Source organism: Flavobacterium sp. AK-301 (genome assembly GCF_058310215.1).
In genome coordinates this window covers 17,433-29,602 of sequence record NZ_JBZEES010000011.1, presented here as the reverse complement: position 1 = coordinate 29,602, position 12,170 = coordinate 17,433, and the positions used below count along the sequence as shown (strand labels likewise).

Annotated in this window: 10 protein-coding genes; 5 read left to right on the top strand and 5 right to left on the bottom strand. The window is 34.1% G+C overall.

The features are described 5' to 3' along the window. Positions 1–58 precede the first annotated feature (58 nt). Complete coding sequence (locus tag AC4FQX_RS12760; protein WP_491168093.1) at positions 59–826, bottom strand: TatD family hydrolase; 768 nt, start codon at positions 824–826, stop codon at positions 59–61. A 295-nt stretch (positions 827–1,121) separates the two neighbouring features. Between AC4FQX_RS12760 and AC4FQX_RS12755 the strand changes: the two genes are divergently transcribed. Next, positions 1,122–1,565 carry a retropepsin-like aspartic protease gene (locus tag AC4FQX_RS12755; protein WP_491168092.1) on the top strand — a complete coding sequence of 148 codons (444 nt, stop codon included), beginning with the start codon at positions 1,122–1,124 and terminating at the stop codon, positions 1,563–1,565. 55 nt (positions 1,566–1,620) lie between these two features. On the opposite strand, the gene odhB is transcribed toward AC4FQX_RS12755, so the two are convergent. Together odhB and AC4FQX_RS12745 are read right to left on the bottom strand one after the other, a co-directional pair. After that, positions 1,621–2,850 (bottom strand): 2-oxoglutarate dehydrogenase complex dihydrolipoyllysine-residue succinyltransferase, encoded by a 1,230-nt coding sequence (gene odhB / locus AC4FQX_RS12750; RefSeq protein WP_491168091.1) that lies wholly within the window; start codon positions 2,848–2,850, stop codon positions 1,621–1,623. Between the two features lie 56 nt (positions 2,851–2,906). Then, complete coding sequence (locus tag AC4FQX_RS12745; protein ID WP_491168090.1) at positions 2,907–5,675, bottom strand: 2-oxoglutarate dehydrogenase E1 component; 2,769 nt, start codon at positions 5,673–5,675, stop codon at positions 2,907–2,909. 160 nt (positions 5,676–5,835) lie between these two features. Between AC4FQX_RS12745 and AC4FQX_RS12740 the strand changes: the two genes are divergently transcribed. Continuing rightward, the gene (locus AC4FQX_RS12740) at positions 5,836–6,324 is read left to right on the top strand and encodes a hypothetical protein (RefSeq protein ID WP_491168089.1); all 489 of its coding nucleotides are present in this window, start codon (positions 5,836–5,838) and stop codon (positions 6,322–6,324) included. Here the strand turns inward: AC4FQX_RS12740 and AC4FQX_RS12735 are convergent. Then, positions 6,308–6,667: a hypothetical protein gene (locus AC4FQX_RS12735; protein ID WP_491168088.1), complete on the bottom strand. Its 360-nt coding sequence runs from the start codon at positions 6,665–6,667 to the stop codon at positions 6,308–6,310. The two genes, AC4FQX_RS12740 and AC4FQX_RS12735, sit on opposite strands and share 17 nt — an antisense overlap. After that, positions 6,660–7,634 carry a polyprenyl synthetase family protein gene (locus AC4FQX_RS12730; RefSeq protein WP_491168087.1) on the bottom strand — a complete coding sequence of 325 codons (975 nt, stop codon included), beginning with the start codon at positions 7,632–7,634 and terminating at the stop codon, positions 6,660–6,662. The genes AC4FQX_RS12735 and AC4FQX_RS12730 overlap by 8 nt, the downstream gene beginning before the upstream one ends. Positions 7,635–7,811: 177 nt before the next feature. Between AC4FQX_RS12730 and AC4FQX_RS12725 the strand changes: the two genes are divergently transcribed. From AC4FQX_RS12725 to AC4FQX_RS12715, 3 genes are read left to right on the top strand one after another with little or no spacing between them, the layout of a single operon-like run. Further along, a complete protein-coding gene (locus AC4FQX_RS12725) occupies positions 7,812–10,298 on the top strand; it encodes a TonB-dependent siderophore receptor (RefSeq protein WP_491168086.1) in 2,487 nt (828 codons plus the stop codon). A 2-nt stretch (positions 10,299–10,300) separates the two neighbouring features. Next, positions 10,301–11,416, top strand: coding sequence for a PepSY-associated TM helix domain-containing protein (locus AC4FQX_RS12720; RefSeq protein WP_491168085.1), 1,116 nt, complete (start codon positions 10,301–10,303; stop codon positions 11,414–11,416). 49 nt (positions 11,417–11,465) lie between these two features. Continuing rightward, a complete protein-coding gene (locus tag AC4FQX_RS12715; RefSeq protein ID WP_491168084.1) occupies positions 11,466–12,011 on the top strand; it encodes a hypothetical protein in 546 nt (181 codons plus the stop codon). Positions 12,012–12,170: the final 159 nt, after the last annotated feature.

Genomic DNA, 12,170 nt, shown 5'->3' with positions numbered 1-12,170 from the left:
TTTTTATTTTAAAAGTACAAATGAACAAAAATTTATTGAAATCAATGTTCATTATTTGTTAAACCAAAAAAATCATTTTAGAATTCTCAGTTGTTATTTCTGCTATTTCTGTTGCCGAAACGGCATATATTTCCGCCAGTTTATCAACAACGTTTACAATATAACTGCTTTCATTGCGCTTTCCTCTAAAAGGTACTGGTGCAAGATAAGGCGAATCTGTTTCAAGAACAATATGTTTTATATCAATCTGATTTAAAAACTGATCTATTTTTCCGTTTTTAAAGGTAACTACTCCTCCAATTCCCAGTTTCATATTGTATGAAATAGCTTGTAAAGCCTGCTCGTAGTTTCCGGAAAAACAATGAAAGATCCCAAACAAATCTTCCCCTTTTTCAGATTCCAGAACTTCAAATATCTCATCAAATGCTTCACGACAGTGAATTACAATTGGCAACTGATATTGTTTTGCCAACTGAATTTGTATTTTAAAAGCTATCTGCTGCTCTTTTAAATATGTTTTATCCCAATACAAATCAATTCCTATTTCTCCTATAGCAACAAATTTTCGTTCTGTTAGCTGTTGTTTAACATAAGCCAGTTCTTCCAAATAATTCTCTTTTACATAAGTGGGATGTAGTCCGCTCATTAAAAATACATTATCAGGATATTGCTGTTCCAGATCATACATTGACGGAACAGCTTTTGAATCAATCGCAGGAACAAAAAAACGAGTCACGCCGTTATTCATTGCCCGCTGCATCATTTCAGCTCTGTCCTGATCAAATTCTTCACTATAAAGATGGGTATGTGTATCTGTAATTATCATGTATATCAATTTCAAAAAACAAAGTTACAAAGTTTAGAATAGTAGTTGGTAGTTTTGCAAAATGTTATTTGTAAAATGTAAAAAGTATTCAGTTCAAAATATTCAGTTTCCAGTAACTTAGTCAAAAGTCTTAACGTGATGATTAGTAAACAGTTTTCAGTCTCAGTTCTCAGCGATACACAAACTATCAACTATCAATTAAAAACTATCAACTATTATAACCTTTGCGGTCTTAGCAGTTAAAATAACTTTAGACTAAAAAAATAGTTTAAATTTGTTACTCTATCAAAAACATATGAAAGACTTACAGCAATTCCTAAAGGGGAAAAAATATAAAAAAATAAAATTCAAAGTATCTAAAACACAACATTTACTTGTTAAAGCCAAAATTAACGGAATTCAGGGAGATTTCATTTTAGACACCGGAGCTTCTAATAGTTGTGTAAGTTTTGAAAGTATAGATTATTTTCTGCTGACCGCAAATCATTCTAAAACGAAAGCTGCAGGAGCAGGAGCCACCGGAATGGAAACAAAATTATCCGAAAACAATATTCTGAAATTGGGTCACTGGACAGATAAAAAGTTTTCCTTAGTGATTTTTGACCTCTCCCATGTTAATCTCGCTCTGGAACAGTATAAAGCAAAACCTGTTCATGGCATTATTGGTGCAGACACTCTTTTAAAAGGAAAAGCCATCATTGATTATTCAGATTGTTATCTTTATTTAAAAGAACAATAAAAAAGCGATTCGACTTATTGTTGAACCGCTTTTTTATCTATATAAATCCCCTATATTAAAGCTCTAAAGCTTTTTTAGGGTTATTATCCATTAATAATTCTGCAGGGTTCTCCAGAGCTTCTTTAATCGCTACTAAGAAACCAACTGATTCACGTCCATCGATGATTCTGTGGTCATATGATAACGCAACATACATCATCGGGTGAATTTCTACTTTTCCGTTTACAGCAATCGGACGCTCAATAATATTGTGCATTCCAAGAATACCAGATTGCGGAGGGTTAATAATCGGAGTAGATAACATACTTCCAAAAACACCCCCATTAGAAATCGTAAATGTTCCTCCTGTCATATCATCAACTGTGATCTGCCCGTCACGTGCACGAATTGCAAGACGTTTAATTTCAGCTTCAACACCACGGAAAGTAAGATTTTCAGCATTACGAACAACAGGAACCATTAATCCTTTTGGTCCTGAAACGGCAACTGATATATCACAAAAATCATAAGCTATCTTATAATCTCCGTCAATCATTGAATTTACATCCGGATACAATTGTAATGCTCTTGTTACTGCTTTTGTAAAGAAAGACATGTAACCTAAACCAAGACCACCATGTTTTGCTTTGAAAGCCTCTTTATATTCATTACGCAAAAGATTGATAGGCGTCATATTTACCTCATTAAAGGTAGTCAACATCGCTGTTTCATTTTTAGCAGCTACTAAACGCTCTGCTACTTTTCTGCGTAACATAGATAATTTTGTACGCTCAGAACCACGGTTACCACCTGTTGGTGTTCCCATTGACGGTACTGCATTTACAGCATCATCTTTTGTTACTCTTCCACCTTTACCGGTTCCTGAAATTTCAGCCGGATTGATGTTTTTCTCATCTAATATCTTTTTCGCTGCAGGAGAAGGTGTTCCTGAAGCGTATGTTTTCTCAACTACAGGAGCAGGAGCTGCTTTTGGAGCTTCTGTTTTCTTAACTTCTTCTTTTTTAGTAGCTTCTGCACCAGGAGCACTAGCACTTCCGCTAGGTTTTGCTGCATCTGTATCAATCAAACAAACTACCTGACCTACAGCAACGGCATCACCTTCTTCTGCTTTTAGTGTAATTACACCACTAGCTTCAGCTGGCAATTCTAATGTTGCTTTATCTGAATCAACCTCAGCAATTGCCTGGTCTTTTTCAACATAATCTCCGTCTTTTACTAACCAAGTTGCAATTTCAACTTCGGTAATTGATTCCCCTGGTGAAGGGACTTTCATTTCTAAGATCATCCGTATATAATTTTAATGATGTGTTGTTTATTTATATGATTACCAAAAATACAATATTAATTGAATAAATTCTTATCAAAGACCATTGCAATTGCTACCGCATGACGTTTTTTAGCACGGGTACTACTTCCTGCTGCAGGAGCACTATATGCTTTTAATGATGCTACCCTAAATTTCACTTCAGTAAAGTTCATCAGCATATAACTATAAGCTCCCATATTTCTAGGTTCTTCCTGTGCCCAAACATAATCTTTTGCATTTGGATATTGAGCTATAATAGCTTTTAATTGCTCTACTGGAAGAGGGAACAATTGTTCTATTCTTACCAGAGCAACATCTTTTCTTCCTAGGTTCTCTCTTTCGGCTAACAGGTCATAATAGAATTTACCAGTACAGAATACTAACGATTTAACATCCTTTTTATCTACTGTAGTATCATCTATTGTTTCCTGAAAACTTCCATTTGCAAATTCTTCAACAGAAGAAACCACTAACGGATGACGTAATAAACTTTTTGGAGTAAACACGATCAGAGGTTTTCTAAACGTTGTTTTCATCTGTCTTCTCAATAAGTGAAAGAAGTTAGCAGGCGTAGTACAGTCTGCCACATACATATTGTGACTTGCACACATTTGTAAGTATCTTTCCATTCTTGCAGAAGAATGTTCTGCTCCCTGTCCTTCATAACCGTGAGGTAATAACATTACCAAACCGTTTTGATTATTCCATTTATCTTCTGCCGCAGAAATATACTGGTCAATCATAATTTGCGCTCCATTACTGAAATCTCCAAACTGTGCTTCCCAAATCGTTAATGTTTTCGGATTCGCTAAAGCATAACCGTAATCAAATCCTACTACTCCGTATTCAGACAATAAAGAGTTGAAGATATTGAATTTTCCTTTCTGATCTTTCAGATGTTGTAAAAGAATTACTTCTTCTTCAGAATCCTCCACTTTAATTACAGCATGACGATGAGAGAATGTTCCTCTTTCTACATCCTGACCTGACATTCTAACATCATACCCTTCTGTTAATAAAGAGCCATAAGCTAATAATTCAGCCATAGCCCAGTCTAACTTATCTGTTTCAAAGAACATATTCTTACGATCATTAATCAGTTTCACTATTTTATTAATGAACTTTTTATCTGACGGTAATTGCGTAATTACGTTGGCAATATCTGTTAATTTATCTTTAGGGAAAGTAGTATCTACTTTCTGAAGCATTTCAACATCATCAACCTGAACAAATCCTTCCCATTCATTCTGCATGAAAGGAGTAATTATAGTAAGATCTTTTTTACGTGAAGCTTCCAGATTTTCTTCTAGACCTGCTTTATATTTTTGTTCTAATTGCTTTACATACTGATTATCAATAATACCTTCTGCTAATAATTTATTAGCATAAAGATCTCTTGGGTTCTCATGTTTTGCAATAATTTTATATAATTTCGGTTGTGTAAAACGAGGCTCATCACCTTCATTATGACCATATTTTCTATATCCTAACAAATCAACAAAAACATCACTTCCAAACTGCATTCTGTAATCTAAAGCAAATAGCATTGCATGAACAACAGCTTCCGTATCATCTGCATTTACATGTAATACCGGAGATAAAGTAACTTTAGCTACATCTGTACAATATGTAGAAGAACGTCCATCAAGATAGTTTGTTGTAAAACCTACCTGATTATTAATAACCAAATGGATTGTACCACCTGTTTTATATCCGTCCAACTGTGCCATCTGAACTACTTCATATACAACTCCCTGTCCGGAAATTGCAGCATCACCATGAACAATGATCGGTAATACTTTTGAGAAATCGTCAGCAAAATGTTTATCTTGTTTTGCTCTTGTAATACCTTCTACAACAGGACCTACCGTTTCAAGGTGTGAAGGGTTTGGTGCTAAGTTGATATTAATACTTTTACCAGAGCTTGTTTTTCTTTCAGAAGTTAATCCTAAGTGATATTTTACGTCACCATCAAAAAGAACATCATCATCATAATCTTTACCATCAAATTCAGAGAAAATATCCTGAGTCGATTTTCCAAAGATATTTGCTAATACATTCAGACGCCCCCTATGTGCCATTCCCATCACAAATTGCTCGACTCCTTTTTCAGCTGCTGATTCAATCAGTGCATCAAGTCCCGGAATGATAGACTCTCCTCCTTCTAATGAAAATCGTTTCTGACCTACATATTTTGTATGTAGAAAACTTTCAAAAGAAACAGCCTCATTCAGTTTAGAAAGAATATTTTTTTTCTGTTCATTTGAAAAAGAGGGAAGATTCTGATTTACTCCTAGTCTTTTCTGAATCCAGGTTCTTACTTCCGGATCCCGAATATACATATATTCTACCCCGATATGCTGACAGTATACCGTACGTAAATGGTTTACTATATTCTGTAAAGTTGTGGGTTGTAAATTAATAACTTTGGCAGCATCAAAAACAGTATTTAAATCTGCATCTGTCAATCCAAAATTCTCTAATTTTAAGGGTGGTGCAAATATCCTTCTCTCTCGAACAGGGTTTGTTTTTGTAAACAAGTGCCCTCTAGTACGATAACCTTCAATTAAATTCAGGACATTAAATTCTTTCTGCAGTTTCTCAGAAATCTTACTTACATCTACATCTCCAGATGCATACTGAGCTATCGACCCTTCTTCTCCGTAACTAGCGCTACCAAAGTCAAAGCCTTGAAAAAAACTTCTCCAGCTTGGCTCTACGCTGTCCGGATTTTCTAAATATTGATCATATAAATCTGCAAAAAATGCAGTATGTGCCGCGTTTAAAAATGAAAACCTATCCATAAATACTGTCTACTGACCGATTTTGTTAAATAATTTTTTACAAAAGTACAATAATTGTCATAATCTATTAATGTTTTTCATACATTTATATCACAATTTATTTATAAAACCAATCATGAAATCAAGTCTTTTTAATTTTTTAACAAAATTTTTTGTTGCCATGTTTATTTTATTGTCAACAAATAATGGAATTGCACAAGAACAAACTGATTTTTGGCAAAAAGTGAGATTTGGAGGAGGACTAGGTCTGGGATTCAATTCAGGGTACTTTAGTGGTACAATATCTCCAAGTGCAATTTATGATATTGATCAAATTTTTTCAGTAGGATTAGGTCTTCAAGGAAGTTATGTAAGCCAAAAAAATGAATACACCTCCTATATATATGGAGGAAGTGCCATATTACTTGTAAACCCTATAAATGAAATCCAGCTTTCTGCTGAATTAGAACAATTAAATGTCAATGTAGATTATGAACGTATACCCGGTTTTAGTCAGGTAACAGATAATTTCTGGACAACAGCATTATTCTTAGGAGCCGGTTTCAGAACTCAGAATGTAACCGTTGGTGCAAAATACAATGTGTTACATGACAATAAAAAGAATGTTTATGATGACGCTATAATGCCTTTTATCAGAGTTTATTTCTAAACCAAACTTTCTGCCACTCCCTTTTTAAGACAAGAAAACTAACCTGTTCAGAAAGCTCAAGAAGATCTGAACCATCCAGACTTTTAACCTGTTCTTCCGAAACATCAATAATATAAAGCAGGTTTAAATATTCAGCAAACTTATACTGTATTAGCTGATATATTTTTTCATGAATCTGGATCTTTAACTCCAACGGAGTTATCGTCTGTGGAAAATCTACAGATTCATTGGCAAGACCAAAGTCCTTATTGATCTGCTCAATCAGTTTCTCATACAAATTTTCCTGTTCCGCCTCCGTTAGCAACAAATCTGTTGTTAACGGAGCTACATATGTTCTATACATCTCTGCTCATTAAGTTTTTACCAAAAGTTCTTAATAATTCTTTTTTATCCTTTTCAATGTCCATTTTCTCTAAAGTATCAAAAGCTTTAAAAGTATATTCCTGAATCGTTTTTTGTGTGGCATCTGAAGCCCCTGTAGTATTAAAAAGTTCTTTTATTGAGTTAATTTTATCTGTATTATCGCTTGGCTGAATGGAATACAAATGCATTAACTGTGTTCTATCTTCCTTATCCGCATTCTGTAAGGCGATCAGATACAGATACGTTTTTTTATTTTCAATAATATCTCCTCCTATCTGTTTTCCAAAAGTTTCCGGATTACCAAAAGCATCTAAATAATCATCTTGCAACTGAAAAGCAATTCCTAAATTCAACCCGAAATCATAGATCAGCTGACCATTCTCTTTAGACGTTTCCGCAACAATAGCCCCCATCTGCATAGCTGCCCCCACTAAAACGGCTGTTTTATATTCGATCATCTTAATATATTCCGGAATAGTAACATTATCACGGCTCTCAAAATCAATATCCCATTGCTGTCCTTCACAAACTTCAAGAGCTGTTTTACTAAACAATTTTGCTAGTTGCAGAAAAACACTCGGTTGATATTGTTCAAAATACTGATACGCTATTATCAACATCGCATCTCCAGCAAGAATTCCAGTATTGGTATTCCATTTTTCATGAACCGTTTCATTTCCTCTCCTCAAAGGAGCTGCATCCATTATATCATCATGTACTAATGAAAAATTATGAAAAACCTCAACTGCCATAGCTGCAGACAATGCTTTTTTATAATCTGAATTAAACACTTCCGCTGCCATCAGAGTCAATACAGGGCGAATACGTTTACCCCCCAAAGATAAAATATAACGAATCGGGTCATATAGATTTTTAGGTTCTTTGTGAAGAGAAAGAGACTCTAAATAGGAAGAAAATAATTCCTGATACTGATCAATTGAATGCATAAAAATAAAATTTCGGCTAAAATACGCCAATAGTCCCATTTTACAAACTACAAAAAGAACCGGATCTCCATTTTTAATAATTTAATAATCTTTTTAATTTTATTTAGAATAATTAAAAATAACTTGTGTGTGAAATTCCCTTGTAATACTTTTGCTAAAAATCTAAAAATCCCAAACATGAAAAAGTATCTAATACTAATGGTAGTTACCCCTATGCTACTATTTAGCAACATTAATCTATGGGCACAGGAAAACTCAGAAATCACAGGAAAAGTGAAATCTGCAAACGGAAATCCTATAGAAAACATCACAATAAAATTAAAAAACCAAAACAAATTAACCACAACAAATAATTTCGGTATTTATCAATTTAAGAATTTAAAAGCCGGAAACTACACTCTGAAAGCATCCGGAATTGGATTTGTCACACAGGAAAAAAAAATAATTATTACTGATAGTGAAATTCTTAGTATCAATTTTACTTTAACAGAAGAACTGGAACAACTTGAAGAAATAATTATTCATAACCAACATAGTAAATATATTCGACCAGAAAGCACACAAGTCTCAAAAATGCCTCTTAAAAATATTGAAAACGCACAAGTTTATACCACTATCACAAGTGATCTTCTAAAAGAACAAATCGTTACCAATATCGATGATGCTTTAAAAAATGCTCCGGGACTTGTGAAATTATGGGAATCGACCGGACGTGGTAGCGATGGAGCAGGCTATTTTTCTCTAAGAGGATTTGCGGTACAGCCCACAATGATTAATGGTCTTCCGGGATTAACCAACGGAGGATTAGACCCTGCAAATATTGAAAGAATAGAAGTAATCAAAGGACCTTCCGGAACTTTATTTGGAAGTAGTCTAATCTCTTACGGAGGACTGATTAATATAACGACAAAAAGACCTTATCGGGGATTTGGCGGTGAATTATCCTACATAACAGGAAGTTACGGATTAAACCGAGTAACCGCTGACGTTAATACTTCTCTGAACAAAGAAAACACTATTAATTTCAGAGTGAATACTGCTTATCACTCAGAAGACAGTTTTCAGGATGCCGGCTTTAAAAAATCCTTTTTTATAGCCCCTTCCTTATCCTATGAAGTAAATGATCAATTATCTTTCCTTATTAATACAGAGATCATGAATGCAGAAAGTACAAATCCCACCATGCTGTTTTTAGATCGTAGTTCCAAACTGAGAGTCAACACTATTGGTCAACTGAGTTATAACAACAAACGTTCCTATACTAGTAACGATCTTGCTCTAGAAACACCTACCTTTAACCTCCAGGGTCAGATGAATTATAAATTGTCAAAAGAATGGACTTCACAAACCGTTATTTCAAGAAGTTCATCTAAATCAAGAGGCATTTACACCTATTTATATGAAAGCACTAATTCTGATAGTTATAAAAACCTAACAGAAGGAGTCGTTTTTACGCGTTATATGAATCGTCAGAACACCAACACTTTAACAACTGATATTCAACAAAATTTTATTGGAGATTTTAAGATCGGAAGCATGAGAAACCGCGTTGTAGCTGGTGTGGATTACTTCAACAGAACTACAACCAACAATGGTAGCGGTTATGTACCTAATGGCTCAATATATATTGGTAATGCAAGTTTACAAAATGTAAACGAAACTGTTTTCGGAATCACAGACCCTACAAAATATATCCCTGCAAATGTTTATGACAGTGGTAATCTGTCTCTTCCTGCCGCAAACACATTACTGGCAAATGCCCCAACAAGCAATATCAAAACCAAAGAAGAAGTATATAGTGCTTATATTTCTGATGTTTTAAATTTCACACCAGCTTTATCCGCTATGATGAGTGTGCGTATAGACCGTTTCATTAATGATGGAGATATTACTACAAAAAGTGATGACTATAATCAAACAGCTGTTTCTCCAAAATTCGGCTTGATCTACCAACCTATACTCGATAAAGTTTCTCTTTTTGCCAACTACATGAATGGCTTTACAAATGTGGCTCCTTCTGAAATACGCACGAATGGCGCGCCATCCATTAAAACTTTTAAACCGGAACAGGCAAACCAATTTGAAACCGGTATCAAACTCAACTTACTGAACAATAAACTAGCTGCAACTTTCAGCTACTATGACATTAAAGTTTCTGATAAAACAATACGAATTGACACAGATGCCAATAATTATTATTTTGTGCAAGATGGAAAAAGCACCAGTAAAGGCTTTGAAGCAGAAATTACTACTAGTCCTATCGAAGGTTTAAATATTATTGCAGGATATAGCTATAATGACAGCAGACTAACCAAATCTGATGCAACTGATTTCCTCGGCAGAAGACCGGAAAATGCGGGACCGAGAAATCTGTTTAATTTATGGGCAAGTTATAAATTTAGCACAGGCACTCTGAATGGTTTTGGTCTTGGTTTTGGAGGAAATTATGCCAGTGAAAACTATATCATGAATAGAAATCTTGCAGGAACATTCACCCTTCCTTCATATACTGTAATCAATTCTTCTGTATTTTACAGCACAGAAAAATATATTTTATCCTTAAAATTAGACAATATAACCAACAAAGAATACTATACAGGATGGTCTACGATCAATCCGCAAAGACCAAGAACTATCAGTGCCAATTTTTCTTATAAATTCTAAAAATGAATTTTAGAAAACCTATAAAAAGCATACACCGTTGGCTGGGATTTACTTCCGGAATCATCGTTTTCATAGTCAGTATTACAGGCTGCATCTTTTGTTTCCATGATGAAATAAAAGATGTGACCCGTAGTTGGAGGAAAGTAGAATATCAGAACAAAACTTATGTTTCCCCAACTCTTTTACTAGAAAAAGCAAAAGAAAAAATACCAAAAGGTAGCCCTTCTATGGTTATCTATTCCGGACGTGATCGTTCTGCCTATGTATATACCCCTGTAGATAAAGAACATTATTATTATGTTCATTTTAACCCTTATTCGGGAGATTATTTGCAAACGGAAAGCCTCACAGAAGATTTCTTCTTAATTGTAGAAAACATCCATCTTTATTTACTATTACCTCCAGAAATAGGCAGACATGTAGTGGGTATTTCAACTATTATATTTATTCTGATGACAATCAGTGGAATAATTCTCTGGTGGCCTAAAAACAAAAACGCCAGACAACAACGTTTTTCTTTTCAGTGGAAAAAAACAACACAATGGAAAAGGAAAAATTATGATTTGCATAATATTCTTGGTTTTTATATTGGATTAATCGCAATAATTATTGCCATCACCGGATTAACTTTTTCATATGAATGGGTCAAAGATTCTATTTATTATACTGCTAATCTGGGAGGTGACAGAGAAAAAGAAGCTATAGAACCGACTATTGACACCACACTGTTTCAATCCAGTTCTGATAAAGCACTGGATATCGCCTTATTTGAAACCTTAAAGAAAGAACCCGAAGCAGAAATGTTCTTTGTCAGAGCTTCTTTTGACAAAAGCCAACCTATTCTTTCGGGAGCTTATCTATATTCCCTTCGTTACGATCATCAGAGTAATTATTATTTTCACCCATCCAGCGGAGCACTTATAAAAAGCGAATCAAATGATGAGAAAAGCACAGGAATGCAACTGGTCGAAATGAGTTATGGTATCCATACAGGGCAAATATTAAATTTACCCGGAAAGATAATTGCTTTTACGGTCAGCCTTATTGCAGCCAGTTTACCCATAACCGGTTTTATTATCTGGTGGGGACGTAAAAAGAAAACCAAAAAGAGAAGTTAAATCTATTTTTATTCCTTATTTTGTATGATTAATTTCCAATTCTAAAAAAATGAAAAAAATAATATCCATACTTGTTCTTTCTCTCCTTATCAGTTCATGCAAATCAGATACTAAAACGGAAACGGTACGAACAGACAATCAGTACACTATTGATTTGCCTGCATTTTTATCTAAAACAAATCAACTGAACAAAAATGCTTCTTTACAATATCAGAATACAAACGAAGAATTCTATGTTGTTGTTATTAAAGAAAGTAAAGCCGGCTTTAAAGAAGCAATGGAGAAAAGCAATATGGGTGATGCCAATCTAAAAAACTATTCTGATTTTTTAATAGAAAATTTTAAAGCAACTATTCCGGTTACTGTACTATCCGCATTTGAAGAAAAAACTATAAACGGTCTGAATACAAGAACAATCTCACTTTCAGCACCGGTAAACAATAATGATTTTTACTGGAAGTTTGCATTTATTGAAGGTAATAGTACTTTTTATCAGGTTATCACATGGACACTCAAGGATCAGAAAGAAAAACATAATGGACAAATGGATGCAATACTTCTCTCCTTTAAAGAGATCAGTAAAAATAAAAAATAAGGATTACAACCTTGATTAAATATAAATAAGGTTGTTTTCCTTCATTCTATAATAAAAAATAAATATAAATCTACAAGATCTAACAGATTTAAAAACTATTTGATTTAATCGACAAGACGTCCCCTAACCCTGCGTTACAAAAACCCTTAAAATCAAAAA